Genomic DNA, 20,871 nt, shown 5'->3' on the forward strand with positions numbered 1-20,871 from the left:
GTAGGCAATGGCCTGACAGCCGCGCTAACCTGCCGCCTTCACTCACCACAACGATAACCTCATGAGACTGCGTCAGCGCCTCGAAAATCTGCCAGTGGGTCGCAAGCTGCTCGCCGCACTGCTGGTGTTGCTCGCCGCTGTGATGCTGGTGGCCAATCTGGCTTTCATCAGCGCAGCCTACTGGATCACCCAGGAGAGCATGGCACCGCAGGCCCTGCACACCCTCGGTCGCCTGATCGCCAGCCCGACGCTGAGCAAGGAGGCCTTGCACTCGTCAGCATCGGCCGAGGCCGTGCTCAAACGCCTGGATGACTATGCCCCCCTGCGCGCAGCGGTTATCTACGACAGCAATGGCAACAGCCTGGCACAACTGCAGCGAGGGGAAAAATTGCAGCTGCCGCAGCAACTGGGCCAATTGCAGAACTGGCGCGAAACAGCCTTTCGCACCAACCTGCTGGTCGACCTGCCGCATCCCAGTGGTCGTCCCGGCGCCCTGCTGCTGGTGGCTTCCAGCGAATTGCCTGGCGCTTTCTATACAGGAACCCTGACCGCAAGCCTGGTCATTCTGGCGTTCAGCGTGCTGCTGTGGATGTTGGTGGCCAGGCAGATCAAACGCCTGGTGACCAAACCCATTCGCCGCCTGGAAGAATTGTCACGCCAGGTCACCCGCGAAGAGAACTATGCGCTGCGCGCCAATCGCGGCAATCAGGACGAGATCGGTAGCCTGGCCGATGCGTTCAACACCATGCTGATGCGCATGGAGGCCCGCGAGCAGCAGCTCAAGCGTGCCCGCGACGACGCCCAGCAGGCTTTCGATCAGGCGCAGAGCCTGGCCGAGGAAACCCGCCACTCCAACCGCAAGTTGGAGCTGGAAGTGCAGGTGCGCAGCAAGATCGAGAAAAAACTCACCGGTTTTCAGAACTACCTCAACAGCATCATCGACTCCATGCCTTCGGCGCTGATCGCTCTCGACGAACAGCTCTACGTGACGCAGTGGAACCAGGAAGCCAGCGCCCTGTCCGGTACGCGCCTGGAAGAAGCGCTGAACCAGCCGGTGTTTCTTGCCTTCCCGCCACTCAAACCCTTTCTCGCGCAGCTCAAACGCACCGCCGAGCAACATCGCGTAGAGAAGATCGAGCGCGTTACCTGGCACAAGGATGAGGAGCCCCACCACTACGCCCTGACCTTCTACCCGCTTATGGGCAGTGCCGGCCGGGGTGTGGTGATCCGTATCGACGACATCACCCAGCGCCTGGCCCTGGAAGAAATGATGGTGCAGTCGGAGAAGATGCTTTCAGTCGGCGGACTGGCGGCAGGCATGGCGCATGAAATCAATAACCCGCTCGGTGCCATCCTGCACAACGTGCAGAACATCCGTCGGCGGCTGTCGCCCGGCCTGGAAAAGAACATCGAACAGGCCGAGCAAGCCGGCGTCAGCCTGCCCGCCATTGAGCACTATATGGAGGCCCGTGAGGTACCGCGCCTGCTCGACGGCATCCAGCAGGCCGGCCAGCGCGCCGCCAAGATCGTCAGCCACATGCTCAGTTTCAGCCGGCGTAGCGACCGCCAGCTATCGCCCTGCGATCTGCCGGCGCTGATCGACCAGGCCCTGGAGATCGCCGGCAATGACTTCGACCTGACCGACAGGTTCGACTTCAAGGCCCTGGAAATCGTGCGCCAGTTCGATCCGCTGCTGGGCTCGGTAGCCGGCACCGCCAACGAACTGGAACAGGTACTGCTCAATCTGCTGAAGAACGCCGCCCAGGCCATTCACCAGCGCGACCAGGACACCGAGCCCGGCCGCATCATACTGCGCACTCGGCAGGCCGGCAGTTGGGCGGAGGTCCAGGTGGAAGACAACGGCACCGGCATGAGCGAGGTGGTGCGCAAACGCATCTTCGAACCCTTCTTCACCACCAAGGAGGTCGGCCAGGGCACCGGACTCGGCCTGGCGGTCTCCTACTTCATCATTACCAACAATCACAAAGGGCAGATGGAGGTCCACTCGACGCCAGGCCAGGGCACCTGTTTCACCCTGCGCCTGCCGCTGGCCTCCCTGCCCGAGCACACAGGACTCTGAGCCATGGGCTTTCGACTCTCGAAGATCTATACCCGTACCGGCGACAAGGGGGAGACCGGCCTGGCCGACGGCCGCCGGGTCGGCAAGGACCACCCACGAATCGAGGCCATCGGCGAGCTGGATACGCTCAACAGCCAGCTCGGCCTGCTACTGGCCGAACTGGATGATGCCGCCACGACCTGGCCGGCACTCAAGGAGATCAGCGAGGTGCTGAGCCCCTGCCAGCATCGCCTGTTCGACCTGGGTGGCGAACTGGCGATGCCCGAGTATCAGGCTCTGCAACAGGTGGAAGTGCAGCGTCTGGAGGCAGCCATCGACAGCTGGAACGAGGAGGTCGGGCCACTGGAAAACTTCATTCTGCCCGGCGGTTCCAGGCTGATCGCCCTGGCCCATGTCTGCCGCAGCTTCGCGCGCAGCAGCGAACGTCGCTGCCAGCACCTCAATGCCGTCGAGCCATTGCGCGGTGAAGGCCTGGCCTACGTCAACCGCCTCTCCGACCTGCTGTTCGTCGCAGCCCGCCTGATCGCCAAGCGCCAGGGCATCGCTGAAGTGCTGTGGAAGGCGGCCGACAAACCGTAGGACGTACTCGGCTTTGGCATCCTGCGTCACTCTGACGCCTACATCCGTGTAGTCGTCGCGAAGCAGTACGCCGCTGGAGTATCGATGGAAAGCGGCTAGACCTGCATGGCGGACTGTTCGCTTAGGCTCCTGAGTCCGCCCTACGTCGTCGTGACAGCTGCTCGGTGCGCACGACGCCCCCTAGCGCGGCCAGAATGCGCGGATACCCGCGACACCTTGCGCACCAATCTGCCAGGCGCGCTCGATATCGGCCGGGCCTACACCGCCCAGCAGATAAGCCGGCAGGTTGAAATGGGTCAGCATCTCGCGCGCGGCGTCCCAGCCGAGCGGCTGCGCTTCAGGATGAGTCGCAGTCGCCTGCACTGGGGACAAAGTGGCGAAGTCCACGCCCATCTGCATGGCCAGCGCCAGCTCCTCGGCATTGTGGCAGGACGCAGCCAACCAGCGATCCTCAGGGAACGGGCGGCCACCAGCGGCGTACTTGCGCAGTTGCTCGGCGGTCAGGTGCCAGCCGGCCGCAGGAAAGTCTCCCAGCCACTCCAGCGGCCCTTTGAGCATCAGTTGTGCCTTGCCGGCACACAGGCCCTGCACATCGACAGCCAGGTCGCGGTATTGCGGGTCGAACATGTTCGGAGCACGCAGTTGAATCAGTCGCACGCCCTGCGCCAGGGCGCTGCGGATGCCGGCGAGTAGCTCACTCGGCTGCAGGCCATCCGGGGTGATCAGGTAGCGATCAGGCAGGCGCGCGGCGGCGACTATGGGTTTGTTCGCGGCGGGAAACTCGTACTCCAGCAACTGTCGCTCGTTGACCCAGGCCAATGGCTGACCTTCCGCGCCATGCGGCTCACCACTGAAGGCCGAGACTTCCCAGACGTCCAGCAACACCTGCTTGTCCGGGTAGTCGTGGCGAATCTGGATCAGCGGGCGCGCAGCCTGCGGACGAATGCCCAGTTCCTCCTCCAGCTCGCGATCGAGGGCGACGCGCACGGCCTCGCCCTCCTCCACCTTGCCGCCGGGAAATTCCCACAGACCGCCCTGGTGCTTGTCCTGCGGGCGCCTGGCGATCAGGATGCGTCCATCGGCACCCCGAATCACCGCTGCTGCGACATGAACGCGTTTCACCCCTTTACCTCCTGCAATGCCGCCTGATACCAGCGTTGGAATGCCGGCCAGCGATAGATGGTTTCGACATAGGCCGCTGCCGCTGTCGGCAGCACCACATGATAACTGCGCAGACGCGCGGCGACCGGTGCATAGAAGGCATCGGCAATGCTGGCCTGACCGAACAGATAGTTGCCGGTGCTGGCGAAGCGCTCGCGGCAGCCGGCCCAGATCGCGCAAATGCGGTCGATATCGGCCTGCGCCGCGTCCGGTAGCTCGAGCAACGCCTTGTCACGCGCCAGGTCCATCGGCAGGTGGCTACGCAGAGCGCTGAAGCCGCTGTGCATCTCCGCACAGACGCTACGCGCCAAGGCGCGGGCCTGACGATCCTGCGGCCACAGCTGCGCTTCGGGATAGCACTCGGCCAGATACTCGGCTATCGCCAGGGAATCCCACACCGGCCCTTGCTCAGTCAGCAGAACCGGCACCTTGCCAGTAGGCGAATGACGCAGCAGTTGCGCACGACTATCGGGCTGATACAGACGCACCAGCACCTCGTCACACTCCACGCCAGCCAGCTCGACTGCCAGAGCGGCGCGCAACGACCAGGAGGAATAGTTCTTGTCGCCAATTACCAGTTTCAGGGCCATCTCGCGCGTCCTCGGGAATGAAGTCGCTCGACGTTAAAAGCCTGCACCCCGAATAGCAAATTCCCGCGCGTCATGGGGGCATGAGGCGCGGGAATACGGACGAGCAGGACTCGATCAGGTGCGGTATTCGGCGTTGATCTTGACGTACTCGTGGGACAGGTCGGTGGTCCAGATAGTCTCACTGCAGCTGCCGCGGCCAAGTTCGATGCGAATGGTGATTTCCTCGCGGGCCATCACCGCCGCGCCCTGTTCTTCGGTGTAGGTGGCCGCACGGCAGCCCTTGCTGGCGATGCAGACTTCGCCGAGGAACACGTCGATCTTGCTCACGTCCAGCTGCGGCACGCCTGCGTAGCCAACGGCGGCCAGGATGCGCCCCCAGTTCGGATCGGAGGCGAACAGCGCGGTCTTGATCAGCGGTGAATGGGCCACGGCGTAGGCCACGTCCAGGCACTCCTGATGCGTGCCACCGCCGTTGACCTGTACGGTAACGAACTTGGTCGCACCCTCGCCGTCACGGACGATGGCCTGAGCCACTTCCATGAATACCTCGAACACAGCCTGCTTGAGCTTGGCGAACAACTCACCGGAGGCCTCGGTGATTTCCGCCAACGCAGCCTGGCCGGTAGCGATCAGCATGCAGCAGTCATTGGTGGAAGTGTCACCATCGATGGTGATGCGGTTGAACGACTTGTTCGCCGCGTCGCGCACCAGATCCTGCAGCACGCCCCGGGCCACCTTGGCGTCAGTGGCGATGTAGCCGAGCATGGTGGCCATGTTCGGGCGGATCATGCCGGCGCCCTTGGAGATACCGGTGACGGTGATGGTCACACCATCGTGCTGGAACTGCCGGCTGGCGCCCTTGGGCAGGGTGTCGGTGGTCATGATGCCGGTGGCCGCTGCTTCCCAGTTGTCGGCCTTGAGATCATCCAGAGCCGCCTGCAGCGCGGACTCGATCTTCTCGACCGGCAGCGGCTCTCCGATCACACCGGTGGAGAACGGCAGCACGGCGTTTTCGGTCACACCGGTCAATTCGGCCAGCCGCGCACAGGCACGGCGCGCACGGGCCAGACCATCGGCGCCGGTGCCGGCATTGGCATTGCCGGTGTTGGTCAGCAGGTAGCGCACTTCACCACCCAGACGCTCGCGAGTGACCAGCACAGGGGCCGCGCAGAAGGCGTTGGTGGTGGTCACACCGGCGATGCGCGAACCTTCTGCACAACGCATCACCACCACATCCTTGCGCCCGGGACGCTTGATACCGGCTGAGGCGATGCCCAACTCGAAACCAGGAACCGGGTGCAGGGTAGACAGCGGGCCAAGACCAACAGCCATAAGGTGAGCTCCTTGTGAGACGTTGCCGACCGCCAGGCGGTCTGAAAGATGGTAAAACGCCGCGAGCGGCAGAGCCGTCGCGGCGTCATCGAGGGCGGCGACAGCATAGCCGAAGCCCTCTCTACTGCAAGCGCCTTTAGCGGCGCGCAGCTGCCATGATCAGCCGATCTGACCGTGGCAGTGCTTGTACTTCTTGCCCGAACCGCAAGGGCACGGCTCGTTGCGGCCGACCTTCTGCTCGGCGCGCACTGGTGCTGCGGCCACGGCGACGTCGCCCTCTTCGCCATTGCTCTCTTCAGCTGCCAGGGCCGAAGCATCGGCGTGCTGGAACTGCATGCGCTCGGCCATGGCTTCGGCTTCGCGACGCAGTCGGGCTTCTTCTTCGGCCGGGTCTTCGCGACGCACCTGAACGTGACTGAGCACGCGGATGGCGTCGCGCTTGATCGACTCCAGCAGTTCCTGGAACAGGGCGAAGGACTCGCGCTTGTATTCCTGCTTCGGGTTCTTCTGTGCATAACCACGCAGGTGGATGCCGTGACGCAGGTGATCCATGGTCGACAGGTGGTCTTTCCACAGGTCGTCCAGCACGCGCAGCAGAATCTGCTTCTCGAAGGTACGCAGGGCCTCGGCGCTGGCCTGGGTTTCCTTCTCGTTGTATGCGCTCAGCAGTTCAGCAAGGATGCGCTCACGCAGGGTTTCTTCGTACAGTTTGTCATCTTCATCCAGCCACTGCTGGATAGGCAGCTTGATGCCGAAGTCGCTTTGCAGCGTCGACTCCAGGCCCGACACGTCCCACTGTTCTGGCATCGACTGCGGCGGAATATGGTTGTTGACCGCTGCGGTCAGCACTTCCTCGCGGAACTCGGCGATGGTGTCGCCAACGCTCTCGGCAGCCAGCAGGCTGTTGCGCATGTGATAGATCACTTTGCGCTGCTCGTTGGCCACGTCGTCGAATTCGAGCAGTTGCTTACGCATGTCGAAGTTACGCCCTTCGACCTTGCGCTGAGCCTTCTCGATGGCGTTGGTGACCATACGGTGCTCGATGGCCTCGCCGGACTGCATGCCGAGGGCCTTCATGAAGTTCTTCACCCGATCCGAGGCGAAGATACGCATCAGGTTGTCTTCCAGCGACAGGTAGAAGCGGCTGGAACCCGGATCGCCCTGACGGCCGGCACGACCACGCAGCTGGTTGTCGATACGACGCGACTCGTGGCGCTCGGAGGCGATCACGTGCAGGCCACCCGCTTCGATCACCTGCTGGTGACGCTTCTGCCACTCGGTCTTGATCTGCGCGATCTGCTCGTCGGTGGGGTTTTCCAGCGCCGCGACTTCCACTTCCCAGTTGCCACCGAGGAGGATGTCGGTACCACGGCCCGCCATGTTGGTGGCGATGGTCAGCGCCCCCGGACGACCGGCCTGGGCGATGATCTCGGCTTCCTTGTCGTGGAACTTGGCGTTGAGCACCTTGTGCTCGATGCCTTCCTTGTCCAGCAACTGGCTCACGTACTCGGACGTTTCGATGGTGGCGGTGCCGACCAGAATCGGACGGCCCTGGGCCTGGCAATCCTTGATGTCGGCGATGATCGCCTGGTACTTCTCTTCCTGGGTCAGATAGACCAGATCGTTGAAGTCCTTGCGCGCGACCGGCTTGTTGGTCGGGATCACCATCACGTCCAGACCATAGATCTGACGGAATTCGAACGCCTCGGTATCGGCGGTACCGGTCATGCCGGACAGCTTGTTGTAGAGGCGGAAGTAGTTCTGGAAGGTAGTCGAGGCCAGAGTCTGGCTCTCGGCCTGGATATTCACTCCCTCCTTCGCCTCGATGGCCTGGTGCAGGCCCTCGGAGAGGCGACGACCCTGCATGGTACGGCCGGTGTGCTCGTCGATCAGGATCACCTGGCCGTTCTGCACGATGTACTCGACATTGCGGTTGAACAGTTTGTGCGCACGCAGGCCGGCATACACGTGGGTCAGCAGGCCGAGGTTGTGAGCGGAGTAGAGGCTTTCACCTTCGGCCAGCAGACCGGCAGCGGTGAGCATCTCCTCGACGTACTGGTGGCCGGCCTCGTTGAGTTCGACCTGGCGCGATTTCTCGTCGACCTTGTAGTGACCTTCCTGAGTCACCACGCCTTCCTCTTCCTCGATGTGCTGCTTGAGGCGCGGGATCAGCTTGTTGATCTCGATGTACAGCTTAGAGCTGTCTTCGGCCTGACCGGAGATGATCAGCGGAGTACGGGCTTCGTCGATGAGGATGGAGTCGACCTCGTCGATCACGGCGAAATTCAGCTCACGCTGGAATTTGTCTTCCAGGCTGAAGGCCATGTTGTCACGCAGGTAGTCGAAACCGAATTCGTTGTTGGTGCCGTAGGTGATGTCGGCGGCATAGGCGGCGCGCTTCTCTTCCGGCGGCTGGAAGGGGGTGACGATACCCACGGTCAGGCCGAGGAATTCATACAGCGGACGCATCCAGTTGGCGTCGCGGCGAGCCAGGTATTCGTTGACCGTGACCACGTGCACGCCCTTGCCGGACAGTGCGTTGAGATAGACCGCCAGGGTACCTACGAGCGTCTTGCCCTCACCGGTACGCATCTCGGCGATCTTGCCTTCGTGCAGGGTCATGCCGCCGATCAACTGCACATCGAAGTGGCGCATGCCCATCACGCGCTTGCCGGCCTCACGGGCCACAGCGAAGGCTTCGGGAAGCAGCTTGTCGAGGGTTTCGCCCTGAGCCAGACGGCCCTTGAACTCTTCGGTCTTGCCACGCAGTTGCTCGTCCGAGAGGGCGATCATCTGCTCTTCGAGGACGTTGACGGACTGCACCGCCTTGAGCAAGCGTTTGACTTCACGCTCATTCTTGCTTCCGAAAAGTTTTTTAAACAGAGGCGCAAACATATCGACAGGATCTTCCGGCGAATGGATGGAGGTCGGCGCAAATCGCGACCTGGCAGCCAGCATGGCTGCGGGCGAAGGGGGCATTCTACCCGGAAAACTCAGGGAGGAAAGTGACGTTGTCAGCCCGTTGCTGCCGTGTGATGGCGCAGGCCGCGCATCCCCGGTTAGCCAGGGGCGCGACGTGAAACTTTATATGGGGATGAATGCTGGCAATTCAAGGCCAGCCAGCGACCCAGAGTTACTCGACGCCGTTGGCGCGCGCGATATAAAGAGCGGGATTGACCTGTCGGCCATCCTTGCTGACTTCGAAATGCACGTGATAACCGGTGGAGCGACCACTGCGACCGACCTTGGCGATGACCTGGCCGCGCTGCACCAGATCACCGATCTGCACGGTGTTGCTCTGATTGTGAGCGTAGAGCGTAACGTAGCCATCCGCGTGACTGATTTCCACGGTATTGCCGTAACCGTTCTTCCTGCCGGAAAAGGTCACTACGCCAGCAGCGACCGAAACCACGTCACTGCCGGGCTTGGCTGCGAAATCGATGCCCTTGTGGACACTGGTGCGACCGGTCAGTGGATGCACGCGACGGCCGAAAGGTGACGACACATAACCGTGCAAAACCGGGCGACCGGACAGGGTTTCAGCTTCGTTCAGGCGGCGCTCGCCAAGCAGTTGCTCCAGCACTTCCAACTGCTGCTCACGACTCTCCACGCGCAGTGCCAGATCATCCAGCGTGTTCATGAAAGGTGGTGGCGCATAGGCCGAAGCACCTAGCGCATCTTCGGCACCGCCCTGACCGACACTGAGGGAGAAGTCGAACTCACCGGCGTCCAGCTCAGCCAGTTCAGTGAGACGTTCACCGAGCGCATCGAGACGGGTGAGGCGCGCCTGCAAATCCGCCACGTGTACGGCGAATGCATCGAGCTGACGTTGCGCGTCCTGACGCACGGCGCCGACCTGCTCACGCTGCTGGTCGAGCGCTTCGACCAGCGAGGTGTCGACCACCGGTTCGGCGGTCAACCACTTGGCGCCCATTGCAGCACCGGCGGCAAGGCTCAGGACCAGCAGCAGGACAACCGACAGCAGCAACCAGCGCAGGTCCAGATGGATCGTTCGCGCCGAACCGTGACGGCTATTTAGCAAGATGATATGCATGGCTTCCCCTTTTCGCAGAACACAGGCCGGCAGCACGCTCTGCTACCATGGCGACTCTGCAACTTAAGGCTTCCTGCCATGACGTTTCGTCCCTTGCCGGCCCAGGCACCCGCTAAGCTGTTACGCGAAGCCAAGCCCCTGAAAGCGCTGTTCGGTCAGGCGCAACGCCTGACTCACCTGCAGCGTCTTGTCGATAGCCAGCTGCAACCCGCCGCCCGGGAACACTGTCATGTAGCGTCCTGGCGCGACGGCTGTTTGCTATTGATAGTGACCGATGGCCACTGGGCAACACGCCTGCGTTATCAGCAAAGAAGACTGCAACGACAACTACAGGCACTCGAAGAATTCGCGACCTTAACGAAAATCATGTTCAAGGTGCAACCTCGAGGCGGCCAGAATCGTGGAACCGGTCGCACCTTGCACTTGTCAGATAGCGCCGCGCAAAGCATCCAGGCAACAGCCGAAGGCATCAGCGACCCCAGGCTGCGCGCGGCACTTGAGCGCCTGGCCAGTCATACGCAGAAAGGCGAATAACACCTTCCCCCCGTTCGTCGACGTGCTTCACTTCGCCGCACCCGTCAGACAAATGGCGCCATAAATTCTCCTGAACAGCGCCTTCACGCCAAACACCACAGCACAAAAAAGGCCACCCGAAGGTGGCCTCAATTGAAGCTGGAAAGAGAGTGCGTTTACACCGCCGCAACCGGGCGCATGTAAGAGATCGGTGCGAGCTTGGCGTCCTCGAAGGTCACCATTTCCCAGGCATCGGTCTGCTCGATCAACGTACGCAGCAAACGATTGTTCAGTGCGTGACCAGACTTGAAGCCCTTGAACTCGCCGATCAGGCTGTTACCCAGCAGGTACAGGTCACCGATGGCGTCGAGAATCTTGTGTTTGACGAATTCGTCCTCGTAACGCAGGCCGTCTTCGTTGAGCACGCGATATTCGTCGACCACGATAGCGTTTTCCACACTGCCACCGAGCGCCAGGTTCTGCGAACGCAGGAACTCGATATCACGCATGAAGCCGAAAGTGCGGGCCCGACTGACTTCCTTGACGAAAGACGTGCTGGAGAAATCCACACTGGCGCTCTGCGTGCGATTGCGGAACACGGGGTGATCGAAGTCGATCTCGAAGCTCACCTTGAAACCGTCGAAAGGCACGAAGGTGGCGCGCTTGTCGCCCTCCTCCACAGTCACCTCCCGCAGGATGCGGATGAACTTCTTCGGCGCGTCCTGCTCCTGCAGGCCAGCGGATTGAATCAGGAATACAAAGGGACCCGCACTGCCATCCATGATCGGCACTTCGGACGCGGAGAGCTCGACGTAGGCGTTATCGATGCCCAGGCCTGCCATGGCCGAAAGCAGGTGCTCTACCGTATCCACCTTGACATCACCATTGATCAACGTAGTCGACATGGTGGTTTCACCGACATTCCCGGCCAGCGCGCGGATTTCCACGACTGGGTCGAGGTCGGTACGACGAAACACGATACCGGTATCCACCGGAGCCGGCTTCAGGGTCAGGTAAACCTTCTCCCCCGAATGCAGGCCAACGCCGGTGGCACGGATGATGTTCTTCAGGGTGCGTTGTCTGATCATGGCTTGGCCGCTATATCGCTAGTTGCGAACTGTTTTCAACAATGGTCGGGAATGATAGCAGAACCGACCTTTGCTGAACACCAATCACCCATATACTCCTGATAAATTCCATCAATCAGCCTGGCGACGCAGGAAAGCCGGAATATCCAGGTAATCGAGGTCATCCTGGGTATTGAGCTTGGCTGCAGTGGCCGCACCGCCATGGCTCTGGCGCTGCACGGTCGGACGCTCGTAGTCCTTGTAGTTGACCGACTGCTCGCTGCGCGGCTGCGCGGCAGGCTGCTGGGCAACAGGCTGGCTGACGGCGACCTGAACGGTGTTGTCGACCACCTTCACTGGCTTCTCCATGCGCGCGCCGAGGCCGGTAGCGACCACGGTGACGTGCAGTTCGTCGCGCATGTCAGCGTCGATCACGGTGCCGACCTTGACGGTGGCGTGCTCGGAAGCGAACTGTTCGATGATGTTGCCGACGTCGGAGTACTCACCCAGCGACAGGTCAGGACCGGCAGTGATGTTCACCAGGATGCCGCGCGCGCCCTGCAGGTTTACGTCTTCCAGCAGCGGGTTGCGGATCGCCGCCTCGGTCGCTTCACGCGCACGGTTCGGACCGCTGGCGCAGCCGGTGCCCATCATGGCCATGCCCATTTCGCTCATCACGGTCTTCACGTCGGCGAAGTCGACGTTGATCATGCCCGGACGCTTGATGATGTCGGAGATACCGCGCACCGCACCAGCCAGCACGTCGTCAGCCTTGGCGAAGGCGGACAGCAGGCTGGCGTCCTTACCGAGGATGGTCAGCAGTTTTTCGTTAGGGATGGTGATCAGCGAGTCGACACTCTCGGACAGCGCGCGGATGCCTTCATCGGCGATGACCATGCGCTTCTTGCCCTCGAACGGGAACGGACGGGTCACCACGGCCACTGTGAGAATGCCCAGTTCCTTGGCCACCTCGGCGATCACCGGCGCAGCGCCGGTACCGGTACCACCACCCATGCCGGTAGTGATGAACACCATGTCGGTGCCGGCAAGCACTTCGGCGATGCGTTCGCGATCTTCCAGCGCGGCCTGACGACCGACTTCCGGATTGGCGCCAGCACCCAGGCCCTTGGTCACGCCCGGGCCGAGCTGCAGCACGGTACGTGCGCCGATGTTCTTCAGCGCCTGCGCATCGGTATTGGCGCAGATGAACTCGACGCCCTCGATGTTACTGATCGCCATGTGATTGACTGCGTTGCCGCCGCCACCACCGACACCGATTACTTTGATAACCGCGCTTTGCGGAATGTTATCTACTAGTTCGAACATGATCCCTCTCCTTCCTTTCTAGTTGTAACGCCTACTGCAAATTTAGAAATTGCCTTGTACCCAACGCTTGATGCGTTCGAGTACCGGGGTTTTGCTTTCGTCCTGGTAAGGACTGCCCACCGACATGGAAATGCCGTCGTTCTGCTTTTGCAGCCCGTACAACAGCAAACCCACACCGGTGGAATAAATCGGGTTGCGCACCACGTCGCCCATGCCCTTGACGCTGTGCGGTACGCCCAGTCGAACCGGCATGTGGAAAATTTCCTCGGCCAGCTCGACCGCACCTTCCATCTTCGCCGTGCCGCCGGTCATGACGATGCCGGCCGGGATCAGGTCTTCGTAACCGCTGCGACGCAGCTCGGCCTGAACCAGGGTGAACAGCTCGTCGTAACGCGGCTCGACCACTTCGGCCAGGGACTGACGCGAGAGGTCGCGCGGCGGACGGTCACCAACGCTGGGCACCTTGATGGTTTCGCCAGCACCGGCCAGCTTGGCCAGGGCGCAGGCGTAGCGAATCTTGATTTCCTCGGCGTACTGGGTAGGCGTACGCAGGGCCATGGCGATGTCGTTGGTGACCTGGTCACCCGCAATCGGGATCACCGCGGTGTGGCGAATGGCGCCTTCGGTGAAGATGGCGATATCGGTGGTGCCGCCGCCGATGTCCACCAGGCACACGCCCAATTCCTTCTCGTCCTCGGTCAGCACCGAGTAAGCCGAAGCCAGCTGCTCGAGGATGATGTCGTCGACTTCCAGACCGCAGCGGCGCACGCACTTCTCGATGTTCTGCGCAGCGTTCACGGCGCAGGTCACCACATGCACCTTGGCCTCCAGACGCACGCCGGACATGCCCAGTGGCTCGCGCACGCCCTCCTGGTTGTCGATCACGTAGTCCTGCGCCAGGGTGTGCAGCACGCGCTGGTCAGCCGGGATGGCAACAGCCTGCGCGGCATCGAGCACACGCTCGATGTCGGCCGGGCTCACTTCGCGATCACGAATGGCAACGATGCCGTGGCTGTTCAGGCTGCGGATGTGATTGCCGGCCACACCGACGAACGCCGAGTGAATGCGGCAGCCAGCCATCAGTTGCGCTTCTTCCACAGCACGCTGAATCGAGGCCACGGTGGATTCGATATTGACCACCACGCCCTTCTTCAGCCCGCGCGACGGATGAGTGCCGATACCGACGATTTCCAGCTGGCCGTCGGCCGTCACCTCACCCACCAGCGCCACCACCTTGGAGGTACCGATGTCCAGGCCAACGATCATCTTGCCGCTCTGCGCGCTATTCATTTAGTCCTGCCTCTCCTCAATTCACTTTCTGCTCGGCCGTAGCCGGCTCCACCGGCTCACGCCAGGCCACGGCCAAGCCGTTGGCATAACGCAGGTCGATGCGCGCGATGTTCGCGCTTTGTTCTTTCAACTCCCGCTCATAGATGGCGGCGAAACGACGCATTTTTTCCACCACGTGATCACGTCCCAGCAGGATGTCGATGCGCTGGCCGCTGGCATTCTCGGTGGCCGAGAGGAACCAGCTGCCGCGCTCGCGCAACTGCAGCCCGACCACGGTGAAGCCCATCGGCCGCAGCAATTGGCTGAGCATCTGATACTGCTGCATCACCTTCGGCTGCGCCCGCTTCGGGCCGGACAGCTGCGGCAGATGCTGATAGTTGTCCAGCTCCTGTGGCGCGAACGCCTGCCCCTGGTTGTTGAGCAGTGCCTCGTCGCCCCAACGGGCGATGGGCAGCTGTTCTTCCAGGCGCACATCGATCTGATCCGGCCAGACGCGACGCACTTCGGCGTGGGCGATCCAGGGCATGCGCTCGAGCTCCTCGCGCATACCGCGCAGGTCAGCGCTGAAGAAGCTCGCCTCGATGTACGGTGCGATCCGCCGCTGCACCGCCTGCTGACTGACATAAGCCAGATCACCCTGCACGCTGATGCGCACGATCGGGCGGTCGGCGTAAGGCAGCAGGCGCAGCGCCCCCTCGTATGCGCCAAAACCCAGACCGACCAGCACCAGCGGCCAGAGCAGCCGTCCCACCCAAGAGAAATCCGCCTTGGGCATGCGCAGACGCATCGGCTCCTTGGCCACCAGACGGCTGGCGCCACGCGGCGCGGGCTTGCCGCGTTGCGGAGCCCTCAGCGAGTCCTGATGACGCAGGGCGATGCTCATCGCTTAACCCCTCGCCTCGACGCTGTCAGCCAGGATCGCCAGCACCAGTTGCTGGAAATCCAGACCGGCAGCACGCGCGGCCATCGGTACCAGGCTGTGATCGGTCATGCCCGGTACGGTGTTCACTTCCAACAGCCAGAACTGGCCACTGGCATCCTGCATCACATCGGCACGCGCCCAACCCTGAGTGCCCACGGCCTCGCAGGCACGCGCGGTCAATTCCTTGAGCTCGGCTTCCTTCTCGGCAGACAAGCCGCAGGGAATGCGGTACTGGGTGTCATCGGCCAGGTACTTGGCGTCGTAGTCATAGAAGGTGTGCGGAGTGCCGAGCCCGATGGGCGGCAGCACCTCGCCACGCAGCACGGCGATGGTGTATTCGGGGCCGGCGATCCATTGCTCGACCAGCACCTGGCTGTCGTAGCGCGCGGCGTCCTGCCAGGCAGCGATCAGCGCCTCGACGCTCTCGACCTTGGCCATGCCGATGCTGGAACCTTCATGCGCCGGTTTGACGATCAGCGGGAAGCCCAGCTCAGTGGCAGCAGCCTCGCAGTCAGCCCGCGAGGTCAGCACGGCATGGCGCGGCGTCGGCAGGCCGAGGCTGTGCCAAACCTGTTTGGTGCGCAGCTTGTCCATCGCCAGCGCAGAGGCCAGGATGCCGCTGCCGGTGTAGGGAATGCCGGCGCACTCGAGCAGGCCCTGCATGGAGCCATCTTCGCCACCACGGCCGTGCAGCACGATAAAGGCGCGGTCGATCTTCTCGCGATTCAGGCGCTGCAGGAAATCATCACCCACGTCGATGCCGAAGGCGTCCACACCACCGGCCTGCAGGGCGCTGAGCACGGCGTTGCCGGATTTCAGCGACACCTCGCGCTCGGCGCTCTTGCCGCCGAACAACACGGCGACGCGACCGAAGGCCTTGGGATCGAGGGTACTGTGCAAACTCATTTCGACTCCCCTACGAACAGCGGGTGTTTGATCAGTTGCGGTGCCACTGCGCCGATATCGCCCGCGCCCTGGCACAGCAGGATGTCGCCGGTACGCAGCAGCGGTTTGAGCAGCGGAGCCAGGTCGGCACCGCGCTCGACATAGATCGGGTCGAGCTGGCCACGCTGACGGATGCTGTGGCACAGCTGGCGGCTGTCAGCGCCCGGGATCGGCTCTTCGCCAGCCGGATAGACTTCCACCAGCAGCAGCACGTTGGCCTCGCCGAGCACCTGCACGAAGTCGTCGTACAGATCACGGGTACGGCTGTAGCGGTGCGGCTGGTAGACCATCACCAGGCGACGCTCCGGCCAGCCGCCACGCACGGCCTTGATCACTGCAGCCACTTCACGCGGGTGATGACCGTAGTCGTCGACCAGCATCACGCTGCCACCGTCCACCGGCAGTTCGCCGTAGACCTGAAAGCGCCGGCCGACACCCTGAAAGCCCGACAGGCCGCTGACGATGGCGGCATCGTCGATGCCTTCGTCGGTGGCGATGGCGATGGTCGCCAGGGCGTTGAGTACGTTGTGGTTGCCCGGCATGTTCACCGACACGTCGAGCGGCTCGCAGTCCGGGCGCAGCACGGTGAAGTAGGTGCGCATGCCTTCCTGGCGCACGTTGATCGCACGCACGTCGGCGTCTTCAGCGAAGCCGTAGGTCATGGTCGGGCGGCCAACCTGCGGCAGCAGCTCGCGCACCACCGGGTCGTCCACGCAAAGCACGGCCAGACCATAGAACGGCAGGTTATGCAGGAACTCGATGAAGGTCTTCTTCAGCCTGTTGAAGTCGCCGCCGTAGGTGCTCATGTGATCGGCGTCGATATTGGTGACCACCGAGACCATGGGCTGCAGATGCAGGAAGCTGGCATCGCTCTCATCGGCTTCGGCGATCAGGAAGCGGCTGGAGCCGAGCTGGGCATTGGTGCCGGCCGCATTCAGCCGCCCACCGATGACGAAGGTCGGGTCAAGACCACCGGCGGCGAACACCGACGCCAGCAGACTGGTGGTGGTGGTCTTGCCATGCGTGCCGGCCACGGCGATGCCGTGACGGTAGCGCATCAACTCGGCGAGCATCTCGGCACGCGGCACCACCGGGATACGCCGCTCCAGCGCGGTGGCGACCTCCGGGTTGCTGGTGTTGACGGCACTGGATACCACCAGTACATCGGCTTGCTCAGCATTCTCGGCAGCATGACCGATGAAGATCTGTGCGCCGAAACTCTTCAGGCGCTCAGTGACGGCCGAAGCCTTTAGGTCGGAGCCGGATACTTCGTATCCCAGGTTCAGCAGCACTTCGGCAATGCCGCACATGCCCACGCCGCCGATACCGACGAAATGGATGCGGCGGATACGGCGCATGCGCCGAACTTCGGCTTTGACCGCAGCGGGAGACTTAGCCACGCATCACCTCCTGGCAAATGTCGACCACCGTGCGGGTGGCATCGGGCTTGGCCAGGCGACGCGCGGTGGCGCCCATGACATTGAGTTTTTCCAGGTGCATCAGAACCTCGGTGAGCTGCGCGGCGAGCGTGTCCGCGTCAGTGGCATGTTGCGCAAGAAGGACAGCGGCGCCCTCCTTCGCCAGATATTCGGCATTGCGGCTCTGGTGGTCGTCGATGGCGTGCGGCAGTGGCACGAGAAACGACGGCAGACCGGCTGCGGCCAGTTCGCTGACAGTCAGCGCACCGGCGCGGCAAACCACCAGATCGGCCCAGCCATAAGCGCGAGCCATGTCCTTGATGAAGGGCGCGACCTCGGCTTCGACCGCGGCATCGCGATAACGCTCCGCAGTGATTTCGGCATGTTGCTTGCCGGCCTGGTGGAACACCTGCGGACGCAGGTCAGCAGGGATTTTCCCCAGCGCGGCAGGCAGTAATTTGTTCAGTGGCTCGGCACCCAGGCTGCCGCCCAGCACCAGCAGTTTCGGCTTGCGACCGGCCAGCGGCTCGCGCGGTGTTTCCAGGAACAGCTCCTCACGCACCGGGTTGCCAGTGGTGCGGCGCTTGTCGGAAACCGCGAAGGTGTTAGGGAAAGCCTCGCAGATGCGCGTGGCGATGCGCGACAGCAGACGATTGGCAGTACCGGCCACGGCATTCTGTTCATGAATCACCAGCGGCACACCGGCCATGCGCGCGGCCAGACCGCCGGGACCGGTGACATAACCACCCATACCGAGCACGCACACTGGCTGCAGTTCACGCACGATGCGACGAGCCTGCAGCAACGAACGCAGCAGTTGGAACGGCGCCTTGAGCAAGGACAGCTTGCCCTTGCCACGCAGGCCGCTGACGTTGATCAGGTGCAGCGGCAGGCCTGCCTGCGGGACCAGTTCGTTCTCGATGCCACGCGGCGTGCCCAGCCAGTGCACGGCGTAACCGCGCGCCTGGAACTCGCGCGCGCAGGCCAGCGCAGGGAATACGTGACCACCGGTGCCGCCGGCCATGATCAGCACATTACCGCGCATGGCTGACCTCCTCGGCAAAATCCGCTTCGGTGAAATCCACGTCCTCGTTACCCAGAATGTTGCGCCGCTCCCACTCGATACGCAGTAGCAGCGCCAGACTCACGCAGCAGATCACCAGCGACGAGCCGCCGTAGCTGAGGAACGGCAGGGTCAGGCCCTTGGTCGGCAACAGACCGGTGTTCACGCCGATATTGATCAGGAACTGACCGATCCACAGGAACGCCAGACCGTAGGCGACATAGGCGGAGAAGAATTGCTTGGCCTTCTCGGCCCACAGACCGACGTACAGCGCACGCACGCTGACGAAGACGAACAGCCCCAGGGTGGCCAGCGCGCCAACCAGACCGAGCTCCTCGGCCAGCACCGAGAAGACGAAGTCGGTGTGGGCTTCCGGCAGGTAGAACTGCTTCTGAATACTGTTGCCCAGACCAACACCGAACCACTCGCCGCGGCCGAAGGCGATCAGAGCCTGAGTCAGCTGGTAGCCTGCGCCGTACTGGTCGGCCCAGGGGTCGGTGAAAGTGATCAGGCGCTGCAGACGGTATTCCTGGGTCTGCACCAGGACGAACACCGCGCCGACCGCCAGGGCCACCATCAGGCCGAAGCGCAGCAGGCCGACGCCGCCGAGGAACAGCATGGCCATGGCCGAGCCCATCATCACCACGGTGGCACCGAAGTCAGGCTCCAGCAGCAACAGGCCGGCCATTGGCAGCAGCACGACGAAAGGTTTGAAGAAGCCGGCCCAGCTCTCGCGCACCTCTTCCTGGCGGCGCACCAGGTAGCCGGCCAGGTAGACCACCACGAACACCTTGGCGATTTCCGACGGCTGCACGTTGAAGGCGCCGAAGCCGATCCAGCGCCGTGCGCCGTTGACCTCACGGCCGATTCCCGGCACCAGCACCAGCACCAGCAGGGCGAAAGCCGCCAGCAGCATGATCCAGCCGTAACGCTGCCAGATGCTCATCGGCACCATCAGCACCACGCCAGCGGCACCGAGACCGATCACCAGGTAAATCAGATGGCGAATCATGTGATAGAGCGGGCTGCCCGTCTGCGCCGCGGCCACTTCCGAAGACGCCGAAGCGATCATCACCAGGCCGAGGCCGAGCAGGCCCAGGCAACCGGCCAGCAGCGGGAAGTCCAGATCGAGGCCGCGGCCCAGCAGCGGCGAGGGACGAATCTGCAGGAAGGACAGCATCATTCGAGCCCCTCCACAGCCAGGGCGAACAGCCGCCCGCGCTCTTCGAAGTTCTTGAACATGTCCAGGCTGGCGCAGGCCGGCGACAGCAGCACGGCGTCGCCGGCCTCGGCCAGCTCGCTGCAACGCTGCACCGCTTCCTCCAGACTCGCTACCCGCACCTGCGGTACGGCGTCGCCCAGGGTGTCGGCCAGGCGCTGAGCATCACGCCCCAGGAGCACCACCGCACGACAGAAACGTGCGACCGGATTCTTCAGCGCGGTGAAATCTGCGCCCTTGCCATCGCCACCGGCGATCAACACCAGCTTGCCGGCGATATCCGCGCCCAGGCCTTCGATGGCTGCCAATGCCGCTCCGACGTTGGTGGCCTTGGAGTCATCGTAATAATTCACCCCGGCGCGCTCACCGACCCACTGGCAGCGATGCGGCAAACCGGCGAACTGACGCAGGGAGCTCAGCATGGCCTCCATCGGCAGGCCAACGGCATGACCGAGCGCCAGCGCTGCGAGGGCGTTGGACTGGTTGTGCGCGCCACGAATCTTCAGCTCGCTCACCGGCAGCAGCGCGTCGAAGCGAAACGCCAGGCACTTCTCGCCGTTGTCCTCGAGCAGGCCGAAGCGTTTGAAGTCCGGCTTGCCCAGGCCGAATTCCCAGCAGGTCACCTGGTCGGCGATCAGCGGGCGCGACAGCGCGTCGTCGCGATTGATCACCACCTGACGGGCACCACGGAAGATCCGGTGCTTGGCCAGGTGATAGGCCGGCAGACCGCTGTAACGGTCCATGTGGTCTTCGCTGATGTTCAGGCAGGTCGCCACTTCGGCATTGAGCTGATCGGTGGTCTCCAGTTGGAAACTGGACAGCTCCAGCACGTACAGCTCGACATCATCGGACAGAAGATCCAGCGCCGGCGTACCGAGGTTGCCGCCCACGGCGACGCGCTTGCCGGCAGCGGCCGCCATCTCGCCGACCAGGGTGGTGACGGTGCTCTTGGCGTTGGAGCCGGTGATGGCGACGATCGGTGCCTTGGCGTGGCGGGCGAACAGGTCGATATCGCCGGACAGCTTGACCCCGCGCGCAGCGGCCTCGGCCAGCGCTGGAGTCGCCACGGCCAGGCCGGGGCTTACGTACAGTTCCGAGGCGCGACAGAGGAAGTCCACGTCCAGCTCGCCGCAACGTACTTCCACCTGCGGATAGTCACGCTTGAGCGTCTCCAGTTCCGGCGGGTTCGCGCGCGTGTCGGCCACGGCAAAGCGCACGCCCTGCTGCGCCAGGAAGCGCACCAGGGACATGCCGCTCTTGCCGAGGCCGACAACGATGCGGAACTGGTCGGAAGCGATCAATGACACGCTCT

At 63.0% G+C, this 20,871-nt stretch carries 17 protein-coding genes; 3 read left to right on the forward strand and 14 right to left on the reverse strand.

The genetic code is table 11. From position 1 onward, the window contains the following. Positions 1-61 precede the first annotated feature (61 nt). Together INS93_RS00865 and INS93_RS00870 are read left to right on the forward strand one after the other, a co-directional pair. Entirely contained in the window at positions 62-2,080 is a 2,019-nt protein-coding gene (locus tag INS93_RS00865; RefSeq protein ID WP_192979960.1) for an ATP-binding protein, read from the forward strand. Between the two features lie 3 nt (positions 2,081-2,083). Continuing rightward, positions 2,084-2,659 (forward strand): cob(I)yrinic acid a,c-diamide adenosyltransferase, encoded by a 576-nt coding sequence (locus INS93_RS00870; protein WP_192979961.1) that lies wholly within the window; start codon positions 2,084-2,086, stop codon positions 2,657-2,659. Positions 2,660-2,839: 180 nt separating this feature from the next. On the opposite strand, the gene INS93_RS00875 is transcribed toward INS93_RS00870, so the two are convergent. From INS93_RS00875 to INS93_RS00895, 5 genes are all read right to left on the reverse strand, one after another. Then, complete coding sequence (locus INS93_RS00875) at positions 2,840-3,781, reverse strand: Nudix family hydrolase (RefSeq protein WP_192979962.1); 942 nt, start codon at positions 3,779-3,781, stop codon at positions 2,840-2,842. Beyond that, a complete protein-coding gene (locus tag INS93_RS00880; RefSeq protein WP_192979963.1) occupies positions 3,778-4,410 on the reverse strand; it encodes a glutathione S-transferase family protein in 633 nt (210 codons plus the stop codon). Before INS93_RS00880 ends, INS93_RS00875 begins: the two co-directional genes overlap by 4 nt. 114 nt (positions 4,411-4,524) lie before the next feature. Continuing rightward, positions 4,525-5,742 carry a bifunctional glutamate N-acetyltransferase/amino-acid acetyltransferase ArgJ gene (argJ, locus tag INS93_RS00885; RefSeq protein WP_160019520.1) on the reverse strand — a complete coding sequence of 406 codons (1,218 nt, stop codon included), beginning with the start codon at positions 5,740-5,742 and terminating at the stop codon, positions 4,525-4,527. Positions 5,743-5,901: 159 nt separating this feature from the next. Beyond that, positions 5,902-8,637, reverse strand: a complete 2,736-nt coding sequence (gene secA, locus INS93_RS00890) for a preprotein translocase subunit SecA (protein WP_192979964.1) — start codon at positions 8,635-8,637, stop codon at positions 5,902-5,904. A gap of 238 nt (positions 8,638-8,875) precedes the next feature. Continuing rightward, positions 8,876-9,796 (reverse strand): M23 family metallopeptidase, encoded by a 921-nt coding sequence (locus INS93_RS00895; protein ID WP_160019518.1) that lies wholly within the window; start codon positions 9,794-9,796, stop codon positions 8,876-8,878. Positions 9,797-9,874: 78 nt separating this feature from the next. Between INS93_RS00895 and INS93_RS00900 the strand changes: the two genes are divergently transcribed. After that, the gene (locus INS93_RS00900) at positions 9,875-10,330 is read left to right on the forward strand and encodes a DUF721 domain-containing protein (protein ID WP_160019517.1); all 456 of its coding nucleotides are present in this window, start codon (positions 9,875-9,877) and stop codon (positions 10,328-10,330) included. A 155-nt stretch (positions 10,331-10,485) separates the two neighbouring features. On the opposite strand, the gene lpxC is transcribed toward INS93_RS00900, so the two are convergent. The 9 genes from lpxC to murD form a co-directional block, all read right to left on the reverse strand. Then, complete coding sequence (lpxC, locus tag INS93_RS00905) at positions 10,486-11,397, reverse strand: UDP-3-O-acyl-N-acetylglucosamine deacetylase (RefSeq protein ID WP_192979965.1); 912 nt, start codon at positions 11,395-11,397, stop codon at positions 10,486-10,488. A 111-nt stretch (positions 11,398-11,508) separates the two neighbouring features. Beyond that, entirely contained in the window at positions 11,509-12,702 is a 1,194-nt protein-coding gene (gene ftsZ, locus INS93_RS00910) for a cell division protein FtsZ (RefSeq protein WP_160019516.1), read from the reverse strand. Between the two features lie 42 nt (positions 12,703-12,744). Further along, positions 12,745-13,992 (reverse strand): cell division protein FtsA, encoded by a 1,248-nt coding sequence (gene ftsA, locus INS93_RS00915; protein ID WP_160019515.1) that lies wholly within the window; start codon positions 13,990-13,992, stop codon positions 12,745-12,747. A gap of 16 nt (positions 13,993-14,008) precedes the next feature. After that, positions 14,009-14,875, reverse strand: coding sequence for a cell division protein FtsQ/DivIB (locus tag INS93_RS00920; RefSeq protein WP_192979966.1), 867 nt, complete (start codon positions 14,873-14,875; stop codon positions 14,009-14,011). Positions 14,876-14,878: 3 nt separating this feature from the next. Beyond that, complete coding sequence (locus INS93_RS00925; RefSeq protein ID WP_192979967.1) at positions 14,879-15,820, reverse strand: D-alanine--D-alanine ligase; 942 nt, start codon at positions 15,818-15,820, stop codon at positions 14,879-14,881. Then, a complete protein-coding gene (murC, locus tag INS93_RS00930) occupies positions 15,817-17,217 on the reverse strand; it encodes a UDP-N-acetylmuramate--L-alanine ligase (protein ID WP_218580348.1) in 1,401 nt (466 codons plus the stop codon). The genes INS93_RS00925 and murC overlap by 4 nt, the downstream gene beginning before the upstream one ends. 34 nt (positions 17,218-17,251) lie before the next feature. After that, on the reverse strand, positions 17,252-18,322 hold the full coding sequence (gene murG / locus INS93_RS00935) for an undecaprenyldiphospho-muramoylpentapeptide beta-N-acetylglucosaminyltransferase (protein ID WP_192979968.1): 1,071 nt from the start codon (positions 18,320-18,322) through the stop codon (positions 17,252-17,254). Continuing rightward, a complete protein-coding gene (ftsW, locus tag INS93_RS00940) occupies positions 18,312-19,520 on the reverse strand; it encodes a putative lipid II flippase FtsW (RefSeq protein ID WP_160020191.1) in 1,209 nt (402 codons plus the stop codon). Before ftsW ends, murG begins: the two co-directional genes overlap by 11 nt. Then, on the reverse strand, positions 19,520-20,866 hold the full coding sequence (gene murD / locus INS93_RS00945; RefSeq protein WP_160019510.1) for a UDP-N-acetylmuramoyl-L-alanine--D-glutamate ligase: 1,347 nt from the start codon (positions 20,864-20,866) through the stop codon (positions 19,520-19,522). Before murD ends, ftsW begins: the two co-directional genes overlap by 1 nt. Between the last annotated feature and the right edge of the window lie 5 nt (positions 20,867-20,871).

Origin of the sequence: Pseudomonas sp. EggHat1 (genome assembly GCF_014892995.1) — a bacterium.
GTDB lineage: Bacteria > Pseudomonadota > Gammaproteobacteria > Pseudomonadales > Pseudomonadaceae > Aquipseudomonas > Aquipseudomonas chaetocerotis.